At 46.6% G+C, this 14,170-nt stretch carries 13 protein-coding genes; all 13 read left to right on the top strand.

The window, feature by feature from the left end; translation table 11 throughout:
* Positions 1–30: 30 nt before the first annotated feature.
* The gene (locus MJB10_RS20965) at positions 31–444 is read left to right on the top strand and encodes a YugN family protein (RefSeq protein WP_314797976.1); all 414 of its coding nucleotides are present in this window, start codon (positions 31–33) and stop codon (positions 442–444) included.
* A gap of 137 nt (positions 445–581) precedes the next feature.
* Entirely contained in the window at positions 582–2,168 is a 1,587-nt protein-coding gene (locus MJB10_RS20960) for a S1C family serine protease (protein WP_314797973.1), read from the top strand.
* A gap of 114 nt (positions 2,169–2,282) precedes the next feature.
* Positions 2,283–2,972, top strand: coding sequence for a response regulator transcription factor (locus MJB10_RS20955; protein ID WP_314797971.1), 690 nt, complete (start codon positions 2,283–2,285; stop codon positions 2,970–2,972).
* A gap of 2 nt (positions 2,973–2,974) precedes the next feature.
* Positions 2,975–4,450 carry a sensor histidine kinase gene (locus MJB10_RS20950; protein ID WP_314797969.1) on the top strand — a complete coding sequence of 492 codons (1,476 nt, stop codon included), beginning with the start codon at positions 2,975–2,977 and terminating at the stop codon, positions 4,448–4,450.
* 46 nt (positions 4,451–4,496) lie between these two features.
* Positions 4,497–5,453 carry a 4-hydroxy-3-methylbut-2-enyl diphosphate reductase gene (locus tag MJB10_RS20945; RefSeq protein ID WP_314797967.1) on the top strand — a complete coding sequence of 319 codons (957 nt, stop codon included), beginning with the start codon at positions 4,497–4,499 and terminating at the stop codon, positions 5,451–5,453.
* A 35-nt stretch (positions 5,454–5,488) separates the two neighbouring features.
* Positions 5,489–6,028 carry a DUF2062 domain-containing protein gene (locus MJB10_RS20940; RefSeq protein WP_314797965.1) on the top strand — a complete coding sequence of 180 codons (540 nt, stop codon included), beginning with the start codon at positions 5,489–5,491 and terminating at the stop codon, positions 6,026–6,028.
* Between the two features lie 156 nt (positions 6,029–6,184).
* Positions 6,185–7,228 carry a 3-deoxy-7-phosphoheptulonate synthase gene (gene aroF, locus MJB10_RS20935; protein ID WP_314797963.1) on the top strand — a complete coding sequence of 348 codons (1,044 nt, stop codon included), beginning with the start codon at positions 6,185–6,187 and terminating at the stop codon, positions 7,226–7,228.
* A 239-nt stretch (positions 7,229–7,467) separates the two neighbouring features.
* Positions 7,468–8,892, top strand: a complete 1,425-nt coding sequence (gene glnA / locus MJB10_RS20930; RefSeq protein ID WP_314797961.1) for a type I glutamate--ammonia ligase — start codon at positions 7,468–7,470, stop codon at positions 8,890–8,892.
* Between the two features lie 177 nt (positions 8,893–9,069).
* Positions 9,070–9,615, top strand: a complete 546-nt coding sequence (locus tag MJB10_RS20925) for an NADPH-dependent FMN reductase (RefSeq protein ID WP_314797959.1) — start codon at positions 9,070–9,072, stop codon at positions 9,613–9,615.
* 106 nt (positions 9,616–9,721) lie between these two features.
* Positions 9,722–11,050: a DUF1800 domain-containing protein gene (locus tag MJB10_RS20920; RefSeq protein WP_314797956.1), complete on the top strand. Its 1,329-nt coding sequence runs from the start codon at positions 9,722–9,724 to the stop codon at positions 11,048–11,050.
* A gap of 12 nt (positions 11,051–11,062) precedes the next feature.
* Positions 11,063–12,319 (top strand): DUF1501 domain-containing protein, encoded by a 1,257-nt coding sequence (locus MJB10_RS20915; protein WP_314797953.1) that lies wholly within the window; start codon positions 11,063–11,065, stop codon positions 12,317–12,319.
* The gene (locus MJB10_RS20910; protein ID WP_314797949.1) at positions 12,313–12,819 is read left to right on the top strand and encodes a mismatch-specific DNA-glycosylase; all 507 of its coding nucleotides are present in this window, start codon (positions 12,313–12,315) and stop codon (positions 12,817–12,819) included. Before MJB10_RS20915 ends, MJB10_RS20910 begins: the two co-directional genes overlap by 7 nt.
* 79 nt (positions 12,820–12,898) lie before the next feature.
* The gene (gene serC / locus MJB10_RS20905) at positions 12,899–13,987 is read left to right on the top strand and encodes a 3-phosphoserine/phosphohydroxythreonine transaminase (protein ID WP_314797946.1); all 1,089 of its coding nucleotides are present in this window, start codon (positions 12,899–12,901) and stop codon (positions 13,985–13,987) included.
* Positions 13,988–14,170: the final 183 nt, after the last annotated feature.

The following is a 14,170-nucleotide window of genomic DNA, read 5'->3' as shown; positions in this document are numbered from 1 at the left end:
AATATGAGCGCTTAAGGAGTGTCTGCCCGCATGAAACCATTATCATCATCACTAGAGCAGGTTCAAGAATCTTTTGACAAAGTGCGTGCCCAACTGGAAAAGTTTGATTTTACTTTGGGCGGAGGCTGGGAGTATGATCATGGCTACTTTGATCGCTACTTGGATGAAGCGCATAAAGTTTGGCTGCGGATTCCTGTTCAAGTCATCACGGGCCGGATTGAAGGAGATACGGAAGCGACGGATGCTGTTGTCGAAGTTGGACAACCCTTTGTGCTGAAGCATGTCTATAATGAAGGACTTGATGAAGAAGCCGAAGCCGAAACGTATGGCGCACTCATTGATCAGTTTCAAGCTCCTTTGGATGCCGATGCTTCCATTGAGGAGAAATGGGTAAAAGAAGCAGCAAATGTGCTAAATTCCGTCGAAAAAGCTTGGATTCATTAAGAACTGACCTATTTTTACCTCCATTTTATTGTTTTTTAATATTCGTTTAAGGTTGTGGGTGCATGATAGACACATAGAGAACGACATCATAGATCAAGCGAGCATGCACTTATACCAATCTAATGGAGGTAAGACCTATGGACGACAACAAAAAAGACTATAGCGACTTTTTCAAGCCGCAGAATAATGATAAGCACGAGGAGCAGGCACAACCGAATGAAGGGCATGAGTCGAACAAAGAAAGACCTTCTTACTACTACTCTTATGGTCCTTACAAATCTGCTTTTAATGAAGAAAATGAAGGGCAGCAATCGCTGACGACATCTTCGTCCGATTCCGAAGGCACTTCGAATGTCGAAGTGACACCGCCTAAGACGTTGCGTCCATTCAGCTTCGGACATGATCAAGGGCAACAAGGGTCTGGTCCTTGGGATGCACATTCACATGCGAAGAAACGTTCTTCGGTCAAAAGCATCTTCGCTGCTTTCATGGCAGGGGCGCTCGTTGTTAGCGCATTGATGTTCACAGCGGACAAAATTAATCTATTTACGGGCAAGCAGCCCCTAGCTTCTGGTTCAAACTCAGCTGCTACAGTAGCTAGCGGCTCCAACGGAAACGGTGAAGTGAAGAATGCATCACTTGACGTCGTTCGTCCTGGTAATATTGCAGCGATTGCACAAAATGCAGGTCCAGCCATTGTCAAAGTTGAATCGCTCGTGAAACCGAAAGCGCGCAGTAACGGTGGCAATTCGCTATTCGATGACCCGTTCTTCCGCCAGTTCTTTGGCAATAATGGTGGCGGTGGCGGCCAAACGCCGAAGAGCAATCAAAACAATTCAGGCAGCACAGAGTTGCAGCCAGCGGGTATGGGAACAGGTTTCATTTTCGAGAAAACTGGCTACATTTTAACCAATGAACACGTTGTTGATGGCGCGGATGAAATTCATGTCACGGTTGAAGGTTACGACAAGCCGTTTACGGCGAAATTGTTAGGCAATAGCTATGATTTAGACTTAGCTGTTTTAAAAATTGAGGGGACCAAAGATTTCCCGATCCTCCCTCTTGGCAAAGCCGATGATGTGAATGTTGGTGACTGGGTCGTAGCGATCGGTAACCCGTACGGATTCGACCACACGGTAACCGTTGGTGTGCTTAGTGCGAAAGAGCGTCCCATCTCCATTCCAGATGAGAAAGGTACGCGTGAATACAAACACTTATTGCAAACGGATGCTTCCATTAACCCTGGTAACTCAGGCGGTCCGTTGCTCAACTTGAACGGTGAGGTAATCGGTATTAATACGGCTGTAAGTTCCCAAGCGCAAGGTATTGGCTTTGCAATTCCAACAAGCACGATCTCTTCCGTTCTTGAGAATTTGAAAAACAATGTGAAAATCCCTAAAGAACCTGTTCCATTCCTTGGTGTAGGTTTACAAGATATCGGTCAAGACTGGGTCAGCGAATTGAAACTGTCGAATACGGATGGCGCACTTGTGGGCAGCGTGACACGGAAAAGCCCAGCTTTCCAAGCAGGCGTACGCCAGTACGATGTGATCGTTGATTTGAATGGCACGAAGATTAAGAACTCCCAAGAGCTGATAACAAAAGTGCAAGCAACGAAGGTTGGCGACAAGGTAACACTTGGCCTCATCCGTGATGGCAAACGTATCGAAGTTCCAGTCGTCGTTGGAGATAAGAATACATTAGCTGAAACGCCAGCTGAGTAAGCAAGATGGAATTAAAGAAGAAGTGGAGTCCGCGGCCGCAAGCTTGCTGGCTCTGCTTCTTTTTGCTAGGGTGGAAATTTGCTACAATAAGGGAAAAAGAGGGGGGACGAGCCAATGAGAGAAACAATAATGGTCATTGATGATGATGAGAAAATTACGTCCATGCTAAGGCGTGGACTTGCTTTTGAAGGATATTCGGTCGTCACTGCAACGAATGGACTTGAAGGATTGAAACAAATGTTAGTTACGGAGCCGCAGCTAGTCATTTTAGACGTGATGATGCCTCAAATCGATGGCTGGGAAGTGGTGCGCCGCGTTCGTGAGAGCGGAAGTGAAGTTCCGATTCTCATGCTGACAGCCAAAGATGATATTAGCGACCGCGTCAAAGGGTTGGATTTAGGCGCTGACGATTATTTGGTCAAGCCCTTCGCACTCGAAGAGCTTTTAGCGAGAGTACGCGTGCTGCTTCGGCGACGTGCAGAGCGACCGGAACAGACGACCAATCGATTAAGCTTTGATGATGCGATTTTGGATTTGGATACGCGGGAAGTATTCCGCGGCGAGAAGCTTATTGAACTCACAACCAAAGAGTTTGATTTGTTGCATCTATTTATGCAGAACCCAAAGCGCGTGTTGTCCAGGGATATTATTATGGAAAAAATTTGGGGCTATGACTACAGCGGAGAGTCCAATGTCCTTGAGGTTTACATAGCGCTATTGCGCCAGAAAACAGAAGAGTATGGCCATAAGCGTATTATTCAAACGGTGCGAGGAGCAGGTTACGTATTGAGAGGGGAAAATTAACAATGTCTCTTCGCCTGCGGCTCACATTATGGTATTCAGGCATCTTGGCGGTCACGATGTTGCTCTTCGGTATTGTTCTTTATTTCTTCTTGAACTATTTCCTTTATGATCAAATTCGTCAAGATGTCAAGGGAGAGGCGCTTAGCAGCTCAACACGGCTTCAAAAGAGTCTCGCCCTTTCACAGAAAGGGCTGGTTGTCGATCTCGAGTTGGAGAGTCGAGACTTCTATTCAACCAATACATTTTTACAATTATATAATATTGCACTGAAAAGCTTTAACCGATCAGCCAATCTGCAATACTATAAAGATGTAGCGCTGCCAATTACGCAAACAACGTTGGATAAGCTGCAACAACAAGACGGGTATTTTGAGAAGACGAAAATCCTTGGGCAGGATTTCCTCATCTATAACCTAGCGATTAAGTCAGATGACCAATCACGGCTCATTGGCGTGCTGCAATCGGCCGTACCGATTGGCAGCTACGAGAAAACCGCTGTTTCGCTGCGATACACGCTCATTATTTGGGCCATACTTACGATTATCGTTGCTGCTTCTTTAGGGTGGTTCCTCGCCCGTAAAGCGTTAAAGCCAATTGAACGCGTCATTGAAGCTGCGAATCAAATTGAGAGCGGCGATGATCTGGAGAAGCGCATTTACTATGATGGTCCACAGGATGAAATCGGTCGTTTAACGAATACCATTAACGGTATGCTGTCACGGATTCAAATTACGTATGATGAATTAGATGAAGCGTACCGGGCGCAGCGGCGATTCGTATCGGATGCTTCGCATGAGCTAAGGACGCCGCTTACGACCATTCGAGGCAATGTGGATCTACTCGAGAAGATGTGGAAGCAAACGTCCGGTACCCAAGCATTGGCAACACCAGATCAAGTGCAGATGTCTCTAGAGGCGATGCATGATATTGCTGGTGAGGCGCAGCGGATGAGCAGGTTGGTGAATGATTTACTGGCGCTAGCTAGGGCAGATGCTGGCGTCATGATGGAGAAGAAGCCCGTCGAAATTATGCCACTCGTACAGGAAGTCGTGAGGAGAGCTCAGCTGCTTGAGCATACAGCGGAGTGGCGGGTTGGCGATCTCGAGGCGTTGGATGGCGCTTACGTTCATGGGAATCGCGATTACTTGCAGCAGCTCCTGTTTATTTTTATCGAGAATGCGTTCAAGTACACCTTGACTGGCACCGTAACGATTGAAGCGACCCGTAGAGACAGCTTTGTTGGCATTCGCATCTCAGACACAGGCATCGGTATGGATAAAGAGGATATTCCGCGGATCTTCGACCGCTTTTATCGTGCAGACTTATCTCGCGGGGTTACGACGGGGACGGGGCTAGGTTTGTCCATCGCCAAATGGATCATTGATGAGCATGATGGCTCTGTTGAAGTAACAACTCGCAAGGATGCGGGGAGCACCTTTTTGGTATGGCTTCCAGCTAACTTCCCTCATGTCGTATAATCAGATATAATATGAAGAAATACATTGTCTTAGGCAGGTGGAAGTCATGGAAGTTGTTCGAATTTCTCCAAGAGGTTATTGTTACGGTGTAGTTGATGCGATGGCGCTAGCTATGCAAACGGCTAAAAATTTGAATCTACCCCGTCCTATATATATTCTCGGCATGATCGTTCATAACGCGCATGTTACGGATTTCTTTAAGGAAGAAGGCGTGATTACGCTGGATGGCGAGAATCGTCTTGATATTTTGTCCCAAGTCGAAACAGGTACAGTTATTTTTACTGCGCATGGGGTCTCCCCAGAAGTACGCCGATTGGCTAGAGATAAAGGCTTAACGGTTGTGGATGCAACTTGCCCGGATGTGACTAAGACGCATGATTTGATTCGTGAGAAAGTAGCGGATGGTTACGAGATTATTTATATTGGCAAAAAGGGACACCCAGAGCCGGAAGGCGCGATCGGTGTTGCTCCCGATCATGTCCATCTCATTGAGAAATTGGAAGAGGCGGAGCATCTTCAATTGAATTCGAAACGAATCATCATCACGAATCAAACGACGATGAGTCAATGGGATATTAAGCACATTATGAATCGGTTGCTGGACCTGTTCCCACATGCTGAAATTCATAATGAAATTTGCTTAGCGACCCAAGTTCGTCAAGAAGCTGTCGCGGAGCAAGCGAAGGAAGTCGATCTAGTTATCGTCGTCGGAGATCCGAAAAGCAACAACTCCAATCGACTAGCTCAAGTATCCGAGGATATTGCTGGGGTCAAAGCGTACCGCATTTCGGATCTGTCTGAATTGGACCGTGACTGGCTGGCGCATGTGCGCAAAGTAGGTGTTACGTCAGGTGCCTCCACACCAACACCGATTACCAAAGAGGTCATTTCCTATTTAGAAAACTATGATGCGAAAGATGAAACCACATGGGAATTGGTACGTACTATTAATATGAAGAAACTAATTCCCTCAGTTAAATCTAAAGCAGCATCACAAGCGTAATTCCTGCTTATTCCACTCGACGGGATTGAACCAGCATGCAAAGTATCCAGAAGGTGAAAATGATGAAAGCTCGCTACGATTGGAAAAGTATTAAACGTTGGTTTAAGTACAAATATATTCTTCTTTTACGTGCCAAGGGTGGTCCATCCATGGTAGCGCGTGGCTTTTCAATCGGTTTATTCGTTGAAATGTTTACCCTGCCAACCGCAGGGTTCGCTTTCGCTCTCATTTTTCCGTTGGTGTATCTGTTGAGAGCTAACTTGCCTGCCGCATTAATCGGTTTTGTTTTCGGTAAAGTCATCTACATCCCGTTCTCCATTCTTAATAAGCAGGTCGGAGAAGCCTTAGTTCCAAAGCACTTTAAGTTCTATCTCATTCATCATTTGCCGCATATGCTGTCTAATATTATTAGAAGCGGGTTGGATTTGATTATCGGTGGGATGGTTGTTGGACTATTCCTTGGCATTATCGCTTACTTCCCAGTTGTTCTATTGCTCAAGTACCAAGCGAATCGTCGGAAAGAGAAGCGAAGACTTCGCAAAGATCAGTTGGCGACTACGCAAACAAAAGAATAAAGTGAATAAATTAGCGCTTGACGAATTCTCGTCAAGCGTTGTATATTTACTTTAGCGGTTAAAAGCATAAAAGCGTAGAAGCGAACAAGCGTTGAAGCGTGCAAGTAAACTTATTATGATATATACGATTATAAATGAAAGAGGAGAGTGGATCACATGATCGCAATTACATCGAACAAAACATCGGATGAGCGCATTCAGGAGATTGTACAATGGATCGAGAAACAAGGGGTTCAAGCGCATGTCTCCAAAGGCGTTGACCGTACGGTCATCGGAATCATCGGTAAGGCGGATCCGAAATTGGCAGAACAGCTGCGTCAAATGTCGGGTGTTGAGCAAGTTGTGAAGATTTCTAAGTCATACAAATTGGCTAGCCGCGATTTCCATCCAGCAGACACGGTGATTAACATTAAAGGTGTTGAAATCGGTGGGGAGCAGCTCGTCGTCATGGGTGGTCCTTGTGCAGTTGAAACGCCTGAGCAAATCGATGAAATTGCTCGTTTGGTCAAAGCAGCTGGCGGTCAAGTGCTGCGCGGCGGAGCTTTCAAACCGAGAACAGGTCCATACAGCTTCCAAGGTGTTGGGGTTGAAGGTCTTATTATGATGGCGGAAGCGGGGAAGAAACACGGACTTCTTACGATTACGGAAGTTATGACACCTGAATACGTAGATGTGTGTGCAGAGTACGCTGACATTCTTCAAGTAGGTACACGCAACATGCAAAACTTCGATTTGCTGCGTAAGCTGGGAACGATCCAAACGCCGGTATTACTCAAACGCGGATTTAGCTCCACGTACGATGAATTCTTGAATGCGGCTGAATACATTCTTGCTGGCGGCAATCCGAACGTTATGCTTTGTGAGCGCGGAATCCGTACATTCGAGACGTACACACGCAATACGTTAGATTTATCTGCAATTCCTGTGTTGAAAGGGCTGAGCCACTTGCCAGTGATCTCAGATCCAAGTCATGGAACAGGCCGCAGAGAGCTTGTCGTGCCAATGACCAAAGCATCCGTTGCGGCAGGAGCGGACGGATTGATCATCGAAATGCACACAGATCCAGATAACTCCATGACAGGTGATGGCGTACAGTCCTTATTCCCAGATCAATTCGCACATCTATTGGCTGATCTTGAGAAACTAGCACCGTTGCTAGGTAAGAAGTTTGATACGCAAAAAGAAGCCATTCTGGCTTAATAGAGGGCTTTGCAAGGGAGCGAGTATCTTCGGCAACGGAGTAACTCGCTCCCTGTTTTTGGATATTCAGGAAAGAAGTGAAATTGTGTAAGAATAGCTTACACTTCAATAAAAAATACCTGACATAAGTATTGACTGTGTAAGCAATGTCGCTATATAATATGTGAAAGAAAACAAGCAAAAGTTGAACATTAATCATGCAAAGTACGTTGAATGTACGGAAATGGGAGGGTTTTTAAATGTCAGTTCAAAACGTGTTGAACCTAATTAAGGAAAAAAATATTGAGTGGGTAGATTTTCGTTTCGTAGGTCTCTCCGGTAAAGCGCAACATATTTCTTTGCCTGCTACAGAAGTAGATGAAGAAACATTCGTGAATGGCGTAGCTTTTGACGGTTCATCGATCCCTGGATTCCGTGGTATTGAACAATCTGACATGGTAATGATGCCAGATACGGAAACAGCTTATGTTGATCCTTTCACAGCACACCCAACTTTGGTAATTATGAGCAATATCCATACACCTGATGGCGATCGTTATGACCGTGATCCACGCAGCATCGCTCAAAAGGCTGAAGAATATTTGCAAACAACTGGTGTGGGTACAACAGCATTCTTCGCACCTGAATCCGAATTCTTCATCTTTGATGATGTTCGTTTCGAAAACGGCATGAACAAATCCTACTTCGAAGTTGATTCCGAAGAAGCAGGTTGGAACACTGGCCGTAAAGAAGAAGGCGGTAACCTTGGTTATAAAGTTCCAGTTAAAGGTGGTTACGTTCCAGTAGCACCTATGGATTCCCAACAAGATATCCGTTCCGAAATGTGTAATAAACTTGCTGATGCAGGTCTTCGCATTGAGCGTCATCACCACGAAGTAGCGACAGCTGGTCAAGCTGAAATCAACTTCCGTTTTGACACTTTGACAAAAACAGCAGATAACCTTCTTAAATACAAATATATCGTTGCTAACACTGCAAGAGAATATGGTAAAGTAGCTACATTCATGCCGAAACCACTATTTGGTGATAACGGTAGCGGAATGCACGTTCATATGTCCATTTTCAACGAAGGCAACCCTTTGTTCTACGAAAAAGGCGCATACGCGAACCTAAGCGAACTTGCTATTAACTATATCGGTGGTATCCTGTATCACGCTCCAGCGTTGATCGCGATCACGAACCCAAGTACAAACTCCTTCAAACGTCTAGTTCCTGGTTACGAAGCTCCGGTAAACCTTGTATTCTCCAAAGGTAACCGTTCCGCAGCAGTTCGTATTCCAATCGCAGCTGTGACACCTAAAGGTTGTCGTATTGAGTTCCGTACACCTGACAGCACAGCTAACCCATACCTTGCTTTCGCGGCAATGTTGATGGCTGGTCTTGACGGTATCAAGAAGAAAATCGATCCACGTGCTCTTGGATACGGTCCTTTCGATACAAACATCTATGAAATGTCTGATGCTGAGAAAGCTGAAATCCGCAGCGTTCCTGGTACATTGGATGAGGCTTTAGATGCACTTGCAGCTGATTCCGACTTCTTGACTGAGGGCGGCGTATTCACACAAGACTTCATCGATAACTACATCGAGTTGAAACGTGGCGAAGCGAAACAAGTTGCGATCCGTATTCACCCACACGAGTACAACCTTTACTTCGATTGCTAATTCTTTAGCACTTATACGATTTCTATATAAGAATCCTCGTATCCTAGCTAGTCTAGGGTATGAGGATTCTTTTCTTTGTAATAAATATCTTTTTATAATAATTCTAAATAATGGTGCATAATCAGAAAATGTCGGGTATAATGAAAAAAGATAAGCCATAAGGAAGGATGACTCACTATGAAGATCACGATTATTGCTGGAAGCAACCACGGAGCAGCCACAAGCACACGGCTATCACAATATATCGGGCACCTAGCTTCTTTAGAGGGACACGAAGTAACCCTGATTGATCTCTATCGGTCACCGCTTCCGTTTTACACACCAGAGGATCGCGACAATGGGCATGAAGGACTTGTATCATTTAAACAAGCGATGCTGGCCGCCGATGGCATTGTGCTTGCGACTCCTGAATATCACAGCGGCATTTCGGGTGTTCTGAAGAATGCGCTGGATCATGTCGGGCAGGATCATTTTAAACATAAAGCGGTGCTGTCCGTTAGCTCATCCGGTGGTGCGGTTGCCGTCAGCTCGTTGACACAGCTGCAGACGATCGTTCGTAATCTGCACGGCATCAACTGCCCAGAGTGGATTTCCATTGGCGGCGATCAGCGGAAGAGCTTCCAAGGCGATTCAACCTTTGAACATATTCAGCCTGATGTGGATACACGTGTACGCCGTGCTGTTCGTACTTTCCTTACGTTAGCTGCGCAAGTGAGAACATAAAATTACGCGAAGAAACCAGGTCATTCGACTTGGTTTCTTCGCGTTTCTACACACTTTTGACATACTTGTGTGCTACAGTAAAAAGAAAACGATCGGTGGGGAAGTCATGGGAGTCCAATGGACGAATAAAGAAGTTGTTCATCTATTGCTTCGAGCTGGGTTTGGTGCGACCCAGGAGGAAATTGCGGTTTGCACGGCACTGGGACGAGTGGAAACGGTGAGGCGACTTGTCGCGGGCGAGAGCTTACTTGCAAAAGCACCTGATCTGTTGCCCTTCGATCAATTCCAAGCGGATGGCAAGAAAGCGATGGACCCTGAACAGATCGTCGACCAGCAGACGTATTGGTTGTACCGTATGGTTCATTCGCCAACTCCGCTGATCGAGAAGATGACGTTGTTTTGGCATGGACATTTCGCAACGGCGAACTACAAAGTGAAGGACACCGCGCTCATGGTCGCACAGAATGATCTTCTTCGCAAATTTGCGCTAGGTAGCTTTAAGCAGCTTCTTATCGAAATCGGGAAAGATCCAGCCATGATGATTTGGCTCGATGTTAATCAGAATAAGAAGGGGAAGCCGAACGAGAATTATGCGCGCGAAGTAATGGAGCTCTTCACGCTAGGGATTGGACATTATACGGAAACCGATGTGAAGGAGTCGGCGAGAGCTTTCACAGGCTGGACTTACAATAAGAATGAAGGCAAAGTCGCTTATAATGCCAAGCAGCATGACAATGACCAGAAGACGGTGTTGGGAGAAAGCGGGAAGCTGGATTCGGACGATGTCATCGACATCTTGTTTCATCAGAAAGCATTGCCGATCTTTTTGGCAGAGAAGCTATTGCAGTTTTTTGTGACGGATACCCCGTCCCAAAGTTGGATCGGAACGATCGCTGACCTCATCGTGCAGAAGCAAACGATAGGCGAAGTTCTCAAGGAGCTTTTCCTGTCGGATGAGTTCTATGCAGAGACCTATCGGATGGCACTGATTAAAACGCCTGCAGAATATGTTGCAGGTATTCTTAAGTGCTGCGGCGTCTCGGTCGCGAGAGGGCATGCACAGGCCATGCGGAAGATGGGGCAGGAGTTATTCAACCCGCCTGACGTAGCTGGCTGGAGAGGCGGCTCCGCTTGGCTGACATCGAACTGCTTGCTCGCTCGTTATCAATTCGCCGAAGGGGTCGCGAAGCAAATGAATGCGCAGACGTTGGCTTCGGCTGCTTACACGCCCGAGGCCAAGGACGCGGCAGCGGATTGGCCAAAGCTTTGGGCTGACCGAATGGGTGTCTCAACGCTATCGGCGCAAACGTTACATAGTCTAAGTGCCTATGCGGACGACACGATTGTCCATCAGGGGCAAGCGAAGCAGCGTAATGCGGGCTTGCGCGGTCTACTGCAGCTTGTGCTGATAAGTCCTGAATCACAAATGAAATAGGGAGGTGAGTTCGTGAAGCTGACGAGAAGAGATTTTCTAATCAAAGGGACGACATTGTTCGCGACCTTGGGATTGGGCGGAGCCCTTTTTACAGAAACGGGTAAAAAATTATTCCATGTAAGCTCGTCATCGGAGTTTGATGAACCTGTGTTGGTCGTCGTGCAATTAAATGGCGGCAATGACGGCATCAACACACTGATCCCCTATGGGCAAGGCATCTACTACGATTCGCGGCCAACACTTGCCTACCAGCAGAAAGATGTTCACGCCATTAACAACGAAGTTGGCTTGCATCCTCGTCTTGCGGGCTTGGCAGCCTTATATAAATTAGGTAAAATGGCGATCATCCAAGGCGTCGGCTATCCAGAGCCGAATCATTCTCATTTCCGATCCATGGAAATTTGGCAAACGGCGGAGCCGGCGAAACTAAGCCGAAGCGGGTGGCTGGCGCGATATGTCCAATCTTCCCTTAAAGGCAACACCAATCCGTTAAAAGCCATTCAAATCGGCAGCGCGGGAAGTAAAGCTTTTGCCTCGGATACGTTGAGTTTTCCCGTGATTCAATCCCTCGACACTTATCATGTCTTTGATCCCCAAACAGCTGCGCTAGACAAAAATAGAATCTCCAAAGCCTTCCTAGATATGTACGGCGCCAATTCAATGGATCAACTTCGGGTCGTAGCTGCGCGCGGGACCGATGCTTACAAGAGTGTTGAAGCGATCCAAGCGTTAACAACAGCATATACGAATAAGGTTACGTATCCGAACACGAACTTTGCGAAAGACTTGCAAGTCATTCCGAAACTGCTCGCAGGGAAATCAGGTACGCGATTGTTCCAGGTACAAGCAGGCGGATTTGATGACCATGCCGATGAGAAGTTGCAGCACGAGCGCACGCTGACACAAGTGGATGAAGGCTTGACAGCTTTCTACAATGATTTGGAAGTCCAAGGCTTGCAAGACCGCGTTGTTGTCATGGTGTTCTCGGAGTTCGGACGACGTGTCAAAGAGAACGGCAATGGGGGAACGGACCACGGTACGGCTGCCCCGATGTTTGTACTTGGCGGAAAAGTGAAAGGCGGCCTGTATGGCGCTTATCCGAGTCTGAGCAACTTGAATAATGGGGACCTCAAGTATGAAGTTGATTTTCGATCCGTATATAGTACGATTGTGGAATCCTGGCTGCATGGGGACGTGTCGGCCGTGTTAGGCAAATCTTATGAGAATTTGAAATTTATAAAAGGAAAGCGGTGTAGTATGTCATGTTAGCGGCGATCTCGGATCATGTGCGTAAAAATTTGCAAATCCTCTTCGTTGGGTATAATCCCAGTATCCGATCTGGTGAAACAGGCCATCATTACGCGAATCCTAACAATCGCTTCTATCGGATTCTTTATCAAGCTGGTATTACACCGCGCCTATACAAGCCTCAAGAAGATGGCGATATGCTGGATATCGGCTATGGGTTTACGAATATCGTGGCGCGCCCCTCGCTCACAGCAGCAGAAATTACGGCAGAGGAATATCGCGAAGGTCGAATTCTGTTGAAACAGAAGATCGAATACTATCGCCCCAAGCTTGTATGTTTCGTAGGAAAGGGCGTCTACGAGCAATATAGCGGCCGAAGAGGTATGGCTTGGGGAGTTCAACCCCATCCGATGGTACAAGGTGTCGTGGATTATGTGTGTCCATCTTCCAGTGGACTGGTTCGGATGAAGCTGGAGGACATGGTTGCAATTTACAGAGGGATTCTACCTAGTCTCGTATAATGACTGGCAGTTTTTACTTGATGCTTGACCAGAATATTGCTATCATAGCCATAATACAAAAGCAAAGGTGTGGTCACTCATGGGAAACAGGGCCTATAACTTTAACGCAGGGCCTGCGGCTTTACCTCTCGAAGTCCTTCAGAGAGCGCAAGAGGAGTTTGTTGATTTCAAAGGTATCGGCATGTCCATCATGGAAATTTCTCACCGCAGCGCGGAATATGAGCAAGTCCATAATGAAACGCAAGCGCTATTGAAGCGGATTTTTGGGATTCCAGATGGCTACCAAATTCTGTTCTTAACAGGCGGAGCAAGCTCTCAGTTTGCTATGATTCCTATGAATTTCTTGAAGCCAGGCAAAGTGGGCAGCTATGTGCTGACAGGCGCATGGGCAGAGAAAGCAGTACAAGAGGCAGCGTTGTTCGGTGAAGTGTCGCTCGCGGCAAGCTCGAAAGAACAGAAGTTTATGAAGATCCCTGCTCTCAGCGAAATCAATGTGGATCCGAATTCAGCTTACCTGCATGTGACTTCCAATGAAACGATCGAAGGCGCACAGTTCCAAAGCTTCCCTGAGACAGGCAATATCCCGTTGATCGCGGATATGTCGAGTGATATTCTTAGCCGTCCGATCGATGTGTCGAAATTCAGCATGATCTATGCGGGCGCTCAGAAGAACCTTGGACCATCCGGTGTGACCGTTGCGATTATCAAAGACGACATGCTCGTGGATTTGCCAAAAAAGATCCCAACTATGCTGCAATATGGCACACACAGCAAAAACAATTCCTTATATAACACGCCGCCTGCGTATTCGATCTATATGGTGAATCTTGTTCTGAAATGGATTGAGGAGCAAGGCGGATTAACGGTGATTGAGAAAAATAATGTAGAAAAATCAGGACTTATTTATTCAGCAATCGATGGAAGCAATGGTTTCTACCGTGGCCCTGTGGATGCGGCAAGCCGTTCCATGATGAATATCACATTCCGTCTGCAAGATGAAGAGTTGGAGAAGAAATTCATCAAAGAAACGGAACAGAACGGATTCGTTGGGCTGAAAGGTCACCGCAGCGTAGGCGGTCTTCGTGCATCTACGTACAATGCAGTACCTTACGCATCATGTAAAGCACTTGCTGATTTCATGAAGGATTTCCAACAACGCAACAGTTAAGGAAAACAATGGAGCTACTCCTGCCACCTCGTGTGCGCGTGAGTAGCTTTTTTTTCGTTGGAAGGATGAATGTTCGCTCCATACGCTAAGAGGCGCTCAAAGGGTCGCTGAGAGGGTTTAAAAACGATGCCGGGAACGGTCATCGGAAACTAGATCTAGTAGGTGATAATGGTCCTAGCTGTT

Source organism: Paenibacillus sp. MBLB1832 (assembly GCF_032271945.1).
In the GTDB taxonomy this organism is placed as follows: Bacteria; Bacillota; Bacilli; order Paenibacillales; family NBRC-103111; genus Paenibacillus_E; species Paenibacillus_E roseopurpureus.
Note: the sequence above shows the minus strand (reverse complement) of the source record. Positions and strands in the feature narration are given on the sequence as shown.

Bases quoted from the DNA above. Each gene is read 5' to 3' on its own strand.
- MJB10_RS20965 (WP_314797976.1), top strand. From the start codon at position 31: ATGAAACCATTATCATCATCACTAGAGCAGGTTCAAGAATCTTTTGAC.
- MJB10_RS20960 (WP_314797973.1), top strand. From the start codon at position 582: ATGGACGACAACAAAAAAGACTATAGCGACTTTTTCAAGCCGCAGAAT.
- MJB10_RS20955 (WP_314797971.1), top strand. From the start codon at position 2,283: ATGAGAGAAACAATAATGGTCATTGATGATGATGAGAAAATTACGTCC.
- MJB10_RS20950 (WP_314797969.1), top strand. From the start codon at position 2,975: ATGTCTCTTCGCCTGCGGCTCACATTATGGTATTCAGGCATCTTGGCG.
- MJB10_RS20945 (WP_314797967.1), top strand. From the start codon at position 4,497: ATGGAAGTTGTTCGAATTTCTCCAAGAGGTTATTGTTACGGTGTAGTT.
- MJB10_RS20940 (WP_314797965.1), top strand. From the start codon at position 5,489: ATGCAAAGTATCCAGAAGGTGAAAATGATGAAAGCTCGCTACGATTGG.
- aroF (WP_314797963.1), top strand. From the start codon at position 6,185: ATGATCGCAATTACATCGAACAAAACATCGGATGAGCGCATTCAGGAG.
- glnA (WP_314797961.1), top strand. From the start codon at position 7,468: ATGTCAGTTCAAAACGTGTTGAACCTAATTAAGGAAAAAAATATTGAG.
- MJB10_RS20925 (WP_314797959.1), top strand. From the start codon at position 9,070: ATGAAGATCACGATTATTGCTGGAAGCAACCACGGAGCAGCCACAAGC.
- MJB10_RS20920 (WP_314797956.1), top strand. From the start codon at position 9,722: ATGGGAGTCCAATGGACGAATAAAGAAGTTGTTCATCTATTGCTTCGA.
- MJB10_RS20910 (WP_314797949.1), top strand. From the start codon at position 12,313: ATGTTAGCGGCGATCTCGGATCATGTGCGTAAAAATTTGCAAATCCTC.
- serC (WP_314797946.1), top strand. From the start codon at position 12,899: ATGGGAAACAGGGCCTATAACTTTAACGCAGGGCCTGCGGCTTTACCT.